General features: G+C 64.9%; 12 protein-coding genes. 1 reads left to right on the top strand and 11 read right to left on the bottom strand.

Annotated elements, in window-relative coordinates:
• Window positions 1-34: 34 nt before the first annotated feature.
• From hisS to ndk, 6 genes are all read right to left on the bottom strand, one after another.
• Window positions 35-1,396 carry a histidine--tRNA ligase gene (hisS, locus tag HGB41_RS04585; RefSeq protein ID WP_171081477.1) on the bottom strand — a complete coding sequence of 454 codons (1,362 nt, stop codon included), beginning with the start codon at window positions 1,394-1,396 and terminating at the stop codon, window positions 35-37.
• Window positions 1,397-1,513: 117 nt separating this feature from the next.
• Window positions 1,514-2,797 carry a flavodoxin-dependent (E)-4-hydroxy-3-methylbut-2-enyl-diphosphate synthase gene (ispG, locus tag HGB41_RS04590; RefSeq protein WP_371868440.1) on the bottom strand — a complete coding sequence of 428 codons (1,284 nt, stop codon included), beginning with the start codon at window positions 2,795-2,797 and terminating at the stop codon, window positions 1,514-1,516.
• Window positions 2,798-2,818: 21 nt separating this feature from the next.
• Window positions 2,819-3,850, bottom strand: a complete 1,032-nt coding sequence (locus HGB41_RS04595) for a RodZ domain-containing protein (RefSeq protein ID WP_171081479.1) — start codon at window positions 3,848-3,850, stop codon at window positions 2,819-2,821.
• A gap of 24 nt (window positions 3,851-3,874) precedes the next feature.
• Entirely contained in the window at window positions 3,875-4,663 is a 789-nt protein-coding gene (pilW, locus tag HGB41_RS04600) for a type IV pilus biogenesis/stability protein PilW (RefSeq protein ID WP_171081482.1), read from the bottom strand.
• Entirely contained in the window at window positions 4,663-5,832 is a 1,170-nt protein-coding gene (gene rlmN, locus HGB41_RS04605) for a dual-specificity RNA methyltransferase RlmN (RefSeq protein WP_171081484.1), read from the bottom strand. The genes pilW and rlmN overlap by 1 nt, the downstream gene beginning before the upstream one ends.
• 96 nt (window positions 5,833-5,928) lie before the next feature.
• Window positions 5,929-6,342, bottom strand: a complete 414-nt coding sequence (gene ndk, locus HGB41_RS04610; RefSeq protein ID WP_171081486.1) for a nucleoside-diphosphate kinase — start codon at window positions 6,340-6,342, stop codon at window positions 5,929-5,931.
• Between the two features lie 232 nt (window positions 6,343-6,574).
• Here ndk and HGB41_RS04615 point away from each other — a divergent pair, with 232 nt between their 5' ends.
• Window positions 6,575-7,270 carry a Bax inhibitor-1/YccA family protein gene (locus HGB41_RS04615; protein ID WP_171081488.1) on the top strand — a complete coding sequence of 232 codons (696 nt, stop codon included), beginning with the start codon at window positions 6,575-6,577 and terminating at the stop codon, window positions 7,268-7,270.
• A 219-nt stretch (window positions 7,271-7,489) separates the two neighbouring features.
• Here HGB41_RS04615 and rlmD read toward each other — a convergent pair whose 3' ends face one another.
• The 5 genes from rlmD to surE all read right to left on the bottom strand — a co-directional run bounded on the left by rlmD (window position 7,490) and on the right by surE (window position 12,904).
• A complete protein-coding gene (gene rlmD / locus HGB41_RS04620; RefSeq protein WP_171081490.1) occupies window positions 7,490-8,857 on the bottom strand; it encodes a 23S rRNA (uracil(1939)-C(5))-methyltransferase RlmD in 1,368 nt (455 codons plus the stop codon).
• 307 nt (window positions 8,858-9,164) lie between these two features.
• Window positions 9,165-10,181: an RNA polymerase sigma factor RpoS gene (rpoS, locus tag HGB41_RS04625; RefSeq protein ID WP_171081492.1), complete on the bottom strand. Its 1,017-nt coding sequence runs from the start codon at window positions 10,179-10,181 to the stop codon at window positions 9,165-9,167.
• A 6-nt stretch (window positions 10,182-10,187) separates the two neighbouring features.
• Complete coding sequence (locus HGB41_RS04630) at window positions 10,188-11,114, bottom strand: peptidoglycan DD-metalloendopeptidase family protein (protein WP_171081494.1); 927 nt, start codon at window positions 11,112-11,114, stop codon at window positions 10,188-10,190.
• Between the two features lie 153 nt (window positions 11,115-11,267).
• On the bottom strand, window positions 11,268-12,176 hold the full coding sequence (locus tag HGB41_RS04635; protein ID WP_171081496.1) for a protein-L-isoaspartate(D-aspartate) O-methyltransferase: 909 nt from the start codon (window positions 12,174-12,176) through the stop codon (window positions 11,268-11,270).
• Window positions 12,173-12,904 carry a 5'/3'-nucleotidase SurE gene (gene surE / locus HGB41_RS04640; protein ID WP_171081498.1) on the bottom strand — a complete coding sequence of 244 codons (732 nt, stop codon included), beginning with the start codon at window positions 12,902-12,904 and terminating at the stop codon, window positions 12,173-12,175. Before surE ends, HGB41_RS04635 begins: the two co-directional genes overlap by 4 nt.
• Between the last annotated feature and the right edge of the window lie 192 nt (window positions 12,905-13,096).

The raw sequence follows: 13,096 nt of genomic DNA on the forward strand, positions 1-13,096 counted from the left end.
TAGTGCCTGGTCGGACCCGTTGCCGGGGCCTGCGTTAAGGACGGTGGTGATGCCCGTGCTCGTTGCAATTTTCGTCGACGCAGTCGTGTTCACCGCCGCCGCCGACGATCTGGTCGACCACGTAGTCGACCACTTCCAGGAAGGGCACGCTGGCCTGCTGCTGCTCGCCTGCTTCTCCGCGCATCGCCTTCACGGCCGCTTTTTCGCCGGCCATCTCGTCGTCGCCGATGATCACGGCAAAGGCGGCGCCGCTGCCGTCGGCCTTCTTCATCTGGCTCTTGAAGCTGCCACTACCGGCCGGTGTCGCGCAATGTAACACAACATCCAGGCCGGCATCGCGGAGGCGCTCGGCCAGGATGAAGGCCTGCGCCTGCGCTTCCTCACCCTGGTGGACCATGTAGACGTCGCACTGGCTCGGGGCTTGCGTTTCGCCCAGGCCCTTCATCAGCTCGATGATGCGCTCGATGCCCATCGCGAAACCGACCGCCGGCGTGGCCTTGCCGCCGAACTGCTCGATCAGCGGGTCGTAGCGGCCGCCGGCGCAGATCGTGCCCTGCGCGCCGAGTTCGTCGGTGACCCATTCGAACACGGTGCGGTTGTAGTAATCCAGGCCGCGCACCAGGCGCGGGTTGATGGTGTATTGCACCGCGTTGCGATCGAGGATCTTCTTCAAACCATTGAGGTGGGCCAGCGATTCTTCGCCCAGGTAGTCCAGCAGCTTCGGCGCGCCGTTGACCATCTCCTGCATGGCAGGGTTTTTCGTATCCAGGATGCGCAGCGGGTTGCTGTGCAGGCGGCGCTTGGCTTCCGCATCGAGCACCGCTTCGTTCTGCTCGAAAAAGGCGATCAGGTCGGCGCGGTGGCGCTGGCGCTCGTCGGCATTGCCGATCGAGTTCAGTTCGAGGCGCACGTTCTGCAGGCCCAGGTCATCCCACAGGCGGCGGCACAGCATGATCAGTTCTGCGTCGATGTCCGGGCCCGAGAAACCAACGGCTTCGGCGCCGAACTGGAAGAACTGGCGGTAGCGGCCGCGCTGCGGACGCTCATGGCGGAACATCGGGCCCTTGTACCACAGGCGTTTCGGGCCGTCGTAGACCAGGTTATGTTCGAGCACCGCGCGCACGACGCTGGCCGTGCCTTCAGGGCGCAGGGTCAGCTGGTCGCCGTTCATCGAATCTTCGAACGAGTACATCTCTTTTTCGACGATGTCGGTCACGGCGCCGATGGCGCGCGCGAACAAAGATGTGTCCTCGACGATGGGGGTCACGATCTTCTGGTAGCCGTAGCTTTTCAGGATCGTTTCGGCGGTGTTCTCGAACAGCTCCCACATCGGCGCATCGGCCGGGAGGATGTCGTTCATGCCTTTGACGGCGACGATTTTTTCTGGTTTGGACATTAATTTAATCTTTCTTGTAGGGTGGGCGGGTTCCCCGCCCACGCGGTCAACCTACGCTTGCACTGGTTGACCGCGTGGGCGGCGGAGCCGCCCACCCTACGAACAGCCATGGTTACTTTATTCCGCCACTACCTGGCGGCTGTAATTCTTCTCGACGTAATTCATCACGATCGTCTTGAACTCGTCCACGATGCGCTCGCCGCGCAGGGTGGCGAATTTCTGGCCGTCGACGAATACCGGCGCGGCCGGCGATTCGCCCGTACCCGGCAGGCTGATGCCGATGTTGGCGTGCTTCGATTCGCCCGGGCCGTTCACGATGCAGCCCATCACGGCCACGTTCATCGCTTCCACGCCCGGGTGGGTCTTTTTCCATTCCGGCATCTGCTCGCGCAGGAAGGTCTGGATGTTGTCGGCCAGTTCCTGGAACACGGTCGAGGTGGTGCGGCCGCAGCCCGGGCATGCGATCACCATCGGGGTGAACTTGCGCAGGCCCATGGTCTGCAGGATTTCCTGGCCAACCACCACTTCGCGGGTGCGGTCGCCGCCCGGTTCCGGGGTCAGCGAAATGCGGATGGTGTCGCCGATGCCCTCTTGCAGCAGCACCGACAGCGCGGCGGTCGAGGCGACGATGCCCTTGCTGCCCATGCCGGCCTCGGTCAGGCCCAGGTGCAGCGGGTAGTCGCAGCGGCGCGCCAGTTCGCGGTAGACCGCGATCAGGTCCTGCACACCCGAGACCTTGCACGACAAGATGATCTTGTCGCGCGCCAGGCCCACTTCTTCGGCGCGCATGGCGTTCTCGATGGCCGAGGTAATCAAGGCTTCGTACATCACGGCCTGCGCGGTCCACGGGGTGGCGCGCGACGCATTTTCGTCCATGATGCGCGCCAGCAGCGACTGGTCCAGGCTGCCCCAGTTCACGCCGATGCGCACCGGCTTGTCGTACTTTGCCGCGATCTCGATCATCTGGGCGAACTGGGTGTCGCGCTTGGCGCCCTGCCCAACGTTGCCCGGGTTGATGCGGTATTTCGACAGCGCCTGCGCGCATTCCGGATAGTCGCGCAGCAGCAGGTGGCCGTTGTAGTGGAAGTCGCCCACCAGCGGGGTGTCGATTTCCATGCGATCGAGCTGTTCGCGGATCGCCGGCACGGCCGCGGCCGCGGCCGGGGTGTCCACGGTGATGCGGACGATTTCGGAGCCGGCGCGCGCCAGCTCCTTCACCTGGATCGCCGTGCCGATCGCGTCGGCGGTGTCGGTATTGGTCATCGACTGCACTACGACTGGAGCATCGCCGCCGACCCAGACCTTGCGCTCGCCGTGCGAGACCAGCACCTTGCGGCGCATGCGGCGCGGCAGCGGTCCGGAAGGAATCGGCTCACCCATGCACGGCGCGTTCAACATCATGTTCTGTTCCATGCTCAGGCTTTATTTCAGTGCAAGGCGGGCGATGGTCTTGCCCGGCACCTGCGGCAGCTCGACACTCGCGCCGCGCAGGGTGGCCGATACGGCCGTCGGGTTGCCGACCACCAGCTTGACCGGCTCGGCGACGTCGATGGTTTCGGTCGATCCGGCCTTGACCAGGCGCGAGATCAGCGGCTTGCCGCCCTTGGCGGGACGCACTTCGATCCAAGCATCTTCGCGCACGTTGAAGACCAGCGCGTTGGCGCCGGCTGCTGCGGCAGGCGTGGCGGCCGCTGGTGCGGCCAGGGTCGCTGCGACCGGGGTTGCCGGTGCCGCGCCAGGCGGGGTAGCGGCAGGCGCCGGGCCGGGAGCGGTTGCCGGCGCGGTGGCGGCCGGTGCGACCGGCGTGGTGGCGGGCGCAGTCGCTGGCGCATTGCCCGGTGCAGTGGCAGGCGAGGTGTTTTCCGAACCCGGCGCAGGCACCGAGATCAGCGGCACGGACGGGTTCAGCAGCGGATCCTGGGTTGCCGGCATGGCGGCGCCCGGGGTCGTGACCACCGGGTTTTCGAGCACGGCGCCGGTATCGGCATCCTGCTGGCCGGTCGGAATCAGTCCGAAATGCCAGAGCGCGGCGCCGGCGGCGAGCACCGCGATGGCGCCGGCGATCAGGCCCACCGGGACGCGCGAGCGCTTGCCGCCGATCGGGAAGCGGCTCTGCGAGAACGCGGCCGGGCGCTGCTCGCGGCGCGGGATCGAGGCGGCTGCGCCAGCCTGGGCTTCCGGGGGCATGTTCATTTCGATCTTGGCCACCAGCGGGGCGGCGTCGATCTTCAGCAGCTTGGCATAGGCGCGCACGAAACCGCGCGTCACGGCCGGGCTCGGCAGTGAAGCGTAGTTGCCGGCTTCCAGCGCCATTACCTGGCGCGGCGCGAGTTTCAGCTGGTCGGCCACCTGCTCCACGCTCCAGCCCATCGCTTCGCGTTGGGACTGCAGGGTCTTGCCAGGAAGTCCAGCGTCGTTGCCCGGGGTCGCGGGCTGGTCTGCATGCTCGTTCATTGTCCTCGTCTCACTCTGCTAGTGTTACTCATCAAAAGCGCCGCGCTCGAAAGCCTGGTACTCGGGCGATCCGGGAAAGCGGCGGCGCAGCTGGGCAGCCAGGCTCGCCTCGCGGCTGCGGTCGCCCAGCTTGCGCTGCACGCGCATCGCAAGCCAGACTGCGTCGGCCGACAGCGTGTCGAGTTTCGATGTCTCGATCAGGCGGCTAATAAAAAACCCGGCGCGGGTGTAATCGCGCCGCTCGTAATACACCCGCGCCAGGCCGGCATTCGTGGCCTGCAGTTCGGGGTTGTAACGCAGGGCCTCGAGCAGGTAGCGCTCGGCGGCCTCGCTGTTGCGGTTGCGCAGGCTGCACACGCCCGCATTCACCAGTGCGCTCACCGGCGTCTGGTAGGCGCGGTTGCGCAGCGCGGCGTCGAAATACGGCATGGCCTGCGCCGGCTTGTCCATCGACTGGCACAGGAAAGAGCCGTAGTTGTTGGACAGCTCGGGGTTGCCCGGCTCGAGTCGCAGCGCCTGCTGGTAATTCTCGTCGGCCAGCGGCAGCTGGCCCATCGCGGTGTAGATCAGGGCGCGCAGGCCGTAGGCCTCGGCATTGCCCGGCTCGACGGCGATCGCCTGCTTGACCTCGTCCAGGGCGATTTCGTACTTGCCGTCCTGGTAGTAACCGACGGCCAGCTGCACCCGGATCGAAGCACGCTTTTCAGTCGCCGTCTGGTCGGATGCGGTCTTGAGTTCCCCGCTGCCCGGGCTGGCGCAGGCAGCCAAGAGGCAGGAAAGAAGGATAGCGGCGACGCGGCCGGAGCGACCCATCAGGACGGGATCTCCACGATGCGCCCGAAGTCGGCGCCGAACTTCTTCTGGTACTCGGCCATCTTCTCCATGCGCTCGGCCACGCGGGTACGATCCTGCACTTCGCCGGCCAGCTGGCCGCAGGCCGCGTCGATGTCGTCGCCGCGCGTCTTGCGCACGGTGGTGACGATGCCGGCGTCCATCAGGATCTGCGCGAAGGCCTTGATGCGCGGGTTCTTCGAGCGGAACAGGCCCGACTCCGGGAACGGATTGAACGGGATCAGGTTAAACTTGCAGTTCAGGCCCACGACCGGGTCGGTGACCAGCGCGATCAGTTCGCGCGCATGCTCGTCGCTATCGTTGTAGTTGTCGAGCATGCAGTATTCGAAGGTGATGAAGTCGCGTGGCGCGAACTCCAGGTAACGCTTGCAGGCGGCCATCAGCTCGCGCAGCGGGTATTTCTTGTTGAGCGGTACCAGCACGTCGCGCAGGGCGTCGTTCGACGCGTGCAGCGACACGGCCAGCGCCACCGGCACGTCTTGCGCCAGCTTGTCGATGTTCGGCACGACGCCCGAGGTCGACAGGGTCACCCGGCGGCGCGACAGGCCGTAGGCGTTATCGTCGAGCATCATCTTGAGCGCGGTGGCGGTCGGCTCGTAGTTGAGCAGCGGCTCGCCCATGCCCATCATCACCACGTTGGTGATCTGGCGCTCGCCCTTCGGGCCGGGGTCGATACCCTTGGTCTTGCGCAGCTCGAACTCGGCCATCCACAGCTGGCCGATGATCTCGGCCACCGTCAGGTTGCGGTTGAAACCCTGCTTGCCGGTCGAGCAGAAGCGGCAGTTGACGGCGCAACCGGCCTGCGTGGAGATGCACAGCGTGCCGCGGTTTTCTTCCGGGATGAACACGGTTTCCACGGCATTGCCATTGCCCACGTCAATCACCCATTTGCGGGTACCGTCGGTGGACGTATGGTCGCTGATGGCTTTTGGCGCTTCGACCGTGGCGCGGGTCTTGAGCTTTTCGCGCAGCGACTTGGCCAGGTCGGTCATGTCGTCGAAATTCGACGCACCGAACTGGTGGATCCAGCGCTGCAGCTGTTTGGCACGGAACGGCTTCTCACCCAGCTCGCCGCAATAGGCGACGAGTTGCGCGGGATCGAAGTCCAGCAGGTTAGTGAGAGTCGTCATGATGTTCTGGGTACCTAAAAATGATGCAATAAAGCTTATACAGCCCCGCTCGCCGGGCCCGGGGCATCAGGCGAGCGGTTCTTGATGCAGGAACTATTACTTCACTTCTGGGAAGAAGTAAGCGATTTCGACTTGTGCGGCTTCGACAGCGTCCGAACCGTGGACGGCGTTGGCGTCGATCGAATCGGCGAAATCGGCGCGGATGGTGCCTTTTTCAGCTTTCTTCGGATCGGTCGCGCCCATCAGGTCGCGGTGCTTCAGGACGGCGTTTTCGCCTTCCAGGGCCTGGATCATGACTGGACCCGAGACCATGAAGTCGACCAGGTCCTTGAAGAAGCCGCGCTCTTTGTGGGCAGCGTAGAAGCCTTCAGCCTGCTCGCGCGACAGCTGGGTCATGCGGGCTGCAACGATCTTCAGGCCGGCTTGTTCGAAGCGGGTGTAGATCTGGCCGATCACGTTTTTTGCAACTGCATCTGGTTTGATGATCGACAGGGTGCGTTCGATTGCCATGTAATAACTCCAATAGAAAGAAAGGTTAAAATCGAGAAATTCGTGAGAACGTTGAGAACTAATTTGGCGCTCAATCAACCTTCGATTTTACCATATATCCCTCATATAGCCGATATTGCGCCAGTAGCAAGCAAAGTGGTAGAGTTATAGGGTAAAACCGTCCTGTTTTCATCGCCGCTTAAGTTTACCCTTGTATGTTTGCAGTGACGCTCATCCACTAACCGGAGGCACCATGTTCCCAAATTCGCAACCACGCAGCACGATCGACCTGACCAAGGCCGGCCGTGGAGTCACGCGTAACAACGTCCTGCGCAACACCTACTGGCTGCTCGCGCTGTCGATGATCCCGACCGTGCTCGGCGCCTTCATCGGCGTATCGATGGAATTGCCGATGCTCAGCGGCGGTTTCGGCTTCATCATCTTCCTGGCCGTCGCGTTCGGTTTCATGTTCGCAATCGAAAAGACCAAGCACTCGGCGCTGGGCGTGGCCTTCCTGCTCGGCTTCACCTTCTTCATGGGCCTGATGCTCACGCCCCTGCTGCGCCACACCCTGGGCTATTCGAACGGCGGCACCCTGATCATGACCGCCTTCGGCGGCACGGCCTGCGTGTTCGCAGTGATGGCAAGCATCGCCACCACCTCCAAGCGCGATTTCTCGGGCATGGGCAGCTGGCTGATGGCCGGCGTGGTCGTGATCCTGCTGGCGGCCGTCGCCAACATCTTCCTGCAGATGTCGGTACTGTCGATCGTGATCTCGGTGCTGGCGATCGGTATCTTCTCGGCCTTCATCCTGTACGACGTGCAGCGCATCATCAACGGCGGCGAGACCAACTACATCTCGGCCACCCTGGCGATCTACCTGGACGTGTACAACATCTTCACCAGCCTGCTGCACCTGCTGGGCATCGGTGGCGGCGACCGCGATTAAGCGCTTACAGCTGGCATCAGAAAGCCGACCCTCGAGGTCGGCTTTTTTTCGGTCTTTGCTTAGGGTGGGCGTATTCCGGGCATTGCCCGAAATTACCCTGCCCGCTTGGTGATAGCTGAGGGCCGAAACGCCGCGCAGGCTGCACTAGCGTGGGTTGAACGCGCGGGCGTTTGTATTTCCGGGCATTGCCCGAAAATACCCCGCCCACCCTGCAGAAGCCTACTCGGCTGCTACTGGAACCGGCTTCTCGCCCAGCTCGAACACCGCAATCGACTCCACATGCGAGGTATGCGGGAACATGTTGCACACGCCCGCCTTCTTCAGCACATACCCGGCGCCATGCACCAGGATGCCCGCATCGCGCGCCAGGGTCGACGGACTGCACGAGACGTAGACGATCCGCTGCGGCATCAGGTCTTCGTGGGTCTTGCGCAGCTCGGCGAGCGCCTCAGCCAGCGCCATGGCGCCATCCCGCGGCGGGTCGACCAGCATGCGCTCAAAATGGCCGAGGGCGACCAGGTCGTCCTTCGTCACCTCGAACAGGTTGCGGGTCGAGAACGAGGTCTTGGCCGCCAGGCCGTTGGCTTGCGCATTTTCCAGCGCGCGCGTGGTCAGCGCCGTGCTGCCCTCGATGCCCACGACTTCGCGCGCCTGGGTCGCCAGCGGCAGCGTGAAGTTGCCAAGGCCGCAGAACAGGTCGGCGACGCGGTCGGTTTTCTGCACGTCCAGCAGGCGCAGCGCTTTCGAGACCAGCACGCGGTTGATCTGGTGGTTCACCTGGGTGAAGTCGGTCGGCTTGAAGGGCATGCGGATGCCGAATTCGGGCAGCGTGTAATACAGCTCCTTGCCCAGCGGGTAGAACGGATAGGCGGTATCCGGGCCCTTCGTCTGCAGCCACCATTCGATGTTCCACTTGTCGGCAAAGGCCTTCACCAGCACTTCGTCGGCCGTGGTGAGCGGCGCCATGATGCGCATCACCAGCACGGTGCTCTCTTCGCCGATGGCGACCTCGATCTGCGGAACATCCCGGAACAGCGACATCGCACCTACCAGTTCGCGCAGCGGCACCAGCAGGCGGGCGACGTGGTCCGGCAGGATCTCGCAGGTGGTGATATCGGCCACCAGGGCCGAGCTGCGCTCGTGGAAGCCGACCAGCACCCCGCCCTTCTTCGGCACGTGGCGCAGCGACAGGCGCGCGCGGTAGCGGTAGTCCCAGGTCGGGCCGAACATCGGGCGCATGATCATCTCGGACTTCACCTTGCCGATATGCCAGAGGTTGTCCTCCAGCACGCGCTGCTTCATCGCGACCTGTGCCGACGGCTCCAGGTGCTGCATCGAGCAGCCGCCGCAGACGCCGAAATGGATGCACTTCGGCTCGACCCGCATCGACGAAGCGCGCTGCAGGGTGAGCATGCGGCCCGATTCCCAGTTCTTCTTCTTTTTCAGCGTTTCATAGCTGACGCGCTCGCCCGGCAGCGCGCCTTCGACAAACACGACCTTGCCCGGCGAGCCGTCTTCGTTCTCGAGGTGGCCGACGCCGCGCGCGTCCGCATCCAGGGATTTGATGTCGATAAAAATTTCTTGCATGGCGAGAGAAAAAAGAATGGGCGGCAGGCCGGCCAGCGGGCGGGTGCCTGCGTGGGGGACGTTAGAAACAAAAAATGGGCTGAAGCGGCCCGGCGGGCATGATAGCAAGGAAACGGGGTGGGCGCTACAGCTTGGGTGGCTCTGCGGGCGCTGCGGTTAATGCGCGGCGGTTTTTCAGCTGGTTGTACTTGGCGGGACGTCGTAGTTTAAGTTTGGCGGCCAGGCGGCGTTGGCGCTTCATTCAGCGCTAACCCCAAAGACCGTCGCACCGGCGCAGGCCGGTGCCCAAGTTCCTCGCCCAAGCCGCCTACAAGAGCGAATCGCGAACAACCCCACGCGCCGCCATCGCGCGCTTGAGCTTGACCAGCGCCTCCTGCTGGATCTGCCTGACCCGCTCGCGCGTGACGCCCATCTCCTCGGCCAGCGTCTCGAGCGTGGCCGGGTCATCGTTGTCGAGCCCGAAGCGGCGCGTGACGACCTGGCGCTGCTTGTCCGGCAGCCGGGACAGCCAGTCGCGCACCAGCACCGTCATTTCGTGGTGTTCGGCCAGCACGTCGGGCATGGCTTCGCCATCGTCGGGCAGCATGTCCATCAGGCTGGATTGGGGGTCGTTGTCGAGCGGGGCGTCGAGCGAAGCGGCGTGTTCGGACAGGGCCAGGATGTCCTGCACTTCTTCCACCGGCCGTCCGACCAGGCTGGCGATGTCCTCGGCCGCGGCGTCCTTGCCGTCGTGTTTTTGTGCTTCCAGGTGGTATTTGGCGCGCAGCACCTGGTTCAGCTCACGCACCATGTGCACCGGCAGGCGCACCGTGCGAGCCTGGTTCATGATGGCGCGCTCGATGCTCTGGCGGATCCACCAGGTGGCGTAGGTGGAGAAACGGAAGCCGCGCTCGGGCTCGAACTTGTCGATCGCGCGCATCAGGCCGATATTGCCCTCTTCGATCAGGTCGAGCAGCACCACGCCGCGGTTGATGTAGTGCTTGGCGATCGAGACGACCAGGCGCAGGTTATGCTCGATCATCTTCTGGCGCGCCGGGAAGTCGCCGCCCTTGGCCCGGGTGGCGACCTGGCATTCCTCGCTTGCCGTGAGCAGCGCGCGGGTGCCGATCTGGTTCAGGTAGTGCTGGGTGGTGTCGGTTGCGAGCTCGGCCTGCAGGACCTTGCGCAGGTCATCGACGATGTCGGCCTCGGCGGAAGGCGGGACTTCCGCCTCGGCCGCCTCCTCGTCTTCGCCGCCGTCGGCCGCAAGCGCCCCCTCGCCTTCCGGCGTATCCGGAAACTCGTCCGTATCCTGCTGGTCGTGCGCGTGCGGCGGCTGCGTCATACCATCCTATCGGCCGGGCAGGAACCTCGACGGGTCGACTGGCTTGCCCTGTTGGCGGATCTCGAAATGCAACTTCACCGAGTCGGCGTCCGAATCGCCCATTTCCGCAATCACCTGGCCTTTGGCCACGTTGTCGCCTTCCTTGACGACGATTTTGCGGTTGTGTGCGTATGCCGACAGCAGGCTGTTGCTGTGCTTGACGATAACGAGATTACCATAACCCCGGATACCACTGCCAGCGTACATCACCTTGCCCGGGCCGGCGGCCACCACTTGCTGGCCGGCCTTGCCTGCGATGTCGATGCCCTTGTTGCGGCCTTCGTCGAAAGTGGCGACGATGCGGCCGTCCGACGGCCACATCCAGCTCAGCTTCTCGTCGTCATTCGCGGTCACGGTGCTGCCCGCGGCGATCGTGGGCGCAGGCGCCGCTGCGGGTGGGGTCACGGCCGGGGCCGGCTCGACGCGGGTGCCCGGATCTTTCTGGGCGCTGGCGGCAGTCGCATCGCTGTAGGGCTGCTTGTCGGCGCGCGGCGTGGTCTTGCGCGGCGGCGTGGCCGGTGGCGGCGCAGGCACCGGCTGGGTCTGGATGTTGGCGGTGCGTTCGCCGCGCTCAGGCGGGGCCACGCGCAGGACCTGGCCGACCTTGATGTCGTCCGGGTCGCGCAGGTTGTTCCAGGCAACCAGGTCGCGGTAGTTCTGGCCGTTGTCCAGCGCGATGCGCAGCAGCGTGTCGCCGCGGCGCACGGTGTGCATGCCTTTTTCGTCTTTCGGTTCTTCGGCGCGGACCGGGGCCGGGCGCGACTGGGACGGCGGCGAGGTGCGCTCGACGACCGGGGCATGGCGGGTCAGGGAAGTACAGCCGGCCAGCAGGCCGATGGCAAGGGTGAGCAGGGCTAAGGGGGCTGCCTGGGTCGTTCGAGGTGCTTGGTTCATTGTCTTTCTGGCTTTTCGTTTTATGTTCTGTGGCGCCGCTTCAGGCGGACGGGCCGTATTGGCGGACCCGGCCGTGCAAGGGCTGCGCAAGGCCAGCCCTGCTGCTATGGCAGCAAGGGCCTTGGCCCGGCGGCGGCGTCAAACCGGGCCGTACTAGACGGTACCCGGGCGCAGCGGCACGAAATGGCACGATTCCAGCGTTTCGCTGGCCCATTCGCTTTTGCCGATGCGGGTAATGCGTTGCAGGTGCTGGACCTGGGCGCCGACCGGCGCGACAAGGTGCGCGCCAATGGCCAGCTGTTCGAGCAGGGCTTGCGGTACTTCGAGGCCCGCAGCTGCGAGGATGATGCCGTCGAACGGCGCAACCTGCGGCAAGCCTAGCATACCATCGCCGTATTGCAAACGAAGGTTCGAAATCCGCAGGGGGCGCAGGTTGGTTTTGGCAAGCTCGTGGAGGGACTTGATGCGCTCGATCGAGTACACCTCGCGCGCCACGAAGGACAGCACGGCGGCCTGGTAGCCGCAGCCGGTGCCGATCTCGAGCACCTTGCCCAATTGGCTTCCTGCCGGGGTCGAGGCTTTCATCACCTCGATCATGCGGGCGACGATATACGGCTGCGAAATCGTCTGCTGGTGCCCGATCGGCAACGAGGCGTCGACATAGGCCTGGGCCGACATCGCCGGTTCGATGAACAGGTGGCGCGGCACCGCTTCCATGGCAGCCAGTACCTGGCCATCCTTGACGCCCTGGCGCGCGACGCGTCCGACCATGGCGCGGCGCACCGCTTCCGAGGCCATCAGGTCGGAGCGCTGCATGCTCGGCGCGCTCGGCGTGTGCGAGGCGGCATAGCCGGGCGGACGCGGCGAGGGCGAAGGCGCCAGTGGCGCCTGAGCGGTGCCTCCAATGAAGGCGGTGCGGGCGGCATTGCGGGTGGCGGTCTGCGGCGTCGCCACCGGCGCCGGCGCGCGCTGGTTGCCCGGGTTGCGGCGGTCTGCCCCGGTCACCGACGACAGCGGCAGCGGGAAGGTGCTGCGCCGCTCCTTCGTACGGTCTTCGCTCATACGATCCCCCGCAGCAGTTCGAGCTGGGTCTTGTGGGTCAGGTCCACCTGCAGCGGGGTGATCGAGACGCAGCCCTGCGCGGTGGCGTGGAAATCGGTGCCCTCGCCGGCGTCGCGGCAGGCGCCCGGGGCGCCGATCCAGAAGATCTCGCGGCCGCGCGGATCCTGCGAGCGGATCACCGGCTCGGCCTGGTGGCGGCGCCCGAGGCGCGACGGCGTCAAGGGGCCGATCTGCTCGAACGGCAGGTTCGGGATGTTCACGTTGAACAGGAAAGGCAGGTCGAGCTTGTCGAAACGGCGTTCGACGATCTCGCGCGCCACCCGTGCAGCGGCATCGATATGGGCCCAGCCCGGGTTCACCTGCGAAAAGGCGATCGCCGGGATGCCATACAAATACGCTTCGGTCGCGGCGGCGACGGTGCCGGAATACAGCGTGTCGTCGCCCATGTTCTGGCCATTGTTGATACCCGAGACGACCAGGTCGGGCGGCGCATCCATCATCGTCAGGGCGATGTGGACGCAGTCGGTCGGCGTGCCGTTGACAAAATGAAACCCATTTGCAGCGCGCTGGACCGATAAGGGCCGGTCGAGCGACAGCGAATTCGAGGCGCCCGAGCGGTTGCTGTCGGGGGCGAACACCACGATGTCCGCAATCGCGGACAACGCGTCCGCCAGCGCACTGAGACCAGGCGCCAGGTAGCCGTCATCGTTACTGATAAGGATTCGCATGTCAGCGATTTTACCTGAAGCAACGGGCTTGTCGGTCGTCTCCGGGGCTATTTTTGTTGCCCAGTGGCGATTTTTAACACGACTGGGAGGCTATCCGGCACCCCTTGGACCGGCGCGATGCATGGCTCGGACCCGTAGGGTGGGCGGGTCCTCCCGCCCGCGCGTTCGGATCACGGTGCTGAAGCCCGTGCG

Origin of the sequence: Telluria aromaticivorans, from assembly GCF_013003915.1 — a bacterium.
In the GTDB taxonomy this organism is placed as follows: domain Bacteria; phylum Pseudomonadota; class Gammaproteobacteria; order Burkholderiales; family Burkholderiaceae_D; genus Telluria; species Telluria aromaticivorans.

Bases quoted from the DNA above. Each gene is read 5' to 3' on its own strand.
- HGB41_RS04635 (WP_171081496.1), bottom strand. From the start codon at position 12,176: ATGAGCGAAGACCGTACGAAGGAGCGGCGCAGCACCTTCCCGCTGCCG.
- HGB41_RS04630 (WP_171081494.1), bottom strand. From the start codon at position 11,114: ATGAACCAAGCACCTCGAACGACCCAGGCAGCCCCCTTAGCCCTGCTC.
- surE (WP_171081498.1), bottom strand. From the start codon at position 12,904: ATGCGAATCCTTATCAGTAACGATGACGGCTACCTGGCGCCTGGTCTC.
- ispG (WP_371868440.1), bottom strand. From the start codon at position 2,797: ATGATGTTGAACGCGCCGTGCATGGGTGAGCCGATTCCTTCCGGACCG.
- rlmD (WP_171081490.1), bottom strand. From the start codon at position 8,857: ATGCAAGAAATTTTTATCGACATCAAATCCCTGGATGCGGACGCGCGC.
- ndk (WP_171081486.1), bottom strand. From the start codon at position 6,342: ATGGCAATCGAACGCACCCTGTCGATCATCAAACCAGATGCAGTTGCA.
- rpoS (WP_171081492.1), bottom strand. From the start codon at position 10,181: ATGACGCAGCCGCCGCACGCGCACGACCAGCAGGATACGGACGAGTTT.
- pilW (WP_171081482.1), bottom strand. From the start codon at position 4,663: ATGGGTCGCTCCGGCCGCGTCGCCGCTATCCTTCTTTCCTGCCTCTTG.
- hisS (WP_171081477.1), bottom strand. From the start codon at position 1,396: ATGTCCAAACCAGAAAAAATCGTCGCCGTCAAAGGCATGAACGACATC.
- HGB41_RS04615 (WP_171081488.1), top strand. From the start codon at position 6,575: ATGTTCCCAAATTCGCAACCACGCAGCACGATCGACCTGACCAAGGCC.
- HGB41_RS04595 (WP_171081479.1), bottom strand. From the start codon at position 3,850: ATGAACGAGCATGCAGACCAGCCCGCGACCCCGGGCAACGACGCTGGA.
- rlmN (WP_171081484.1), bottom strand. From the start codon at position 5,832: ATGACGACTCTCACTAACCTGCTGGACTTCGATCCCGCGCAACTCGTC.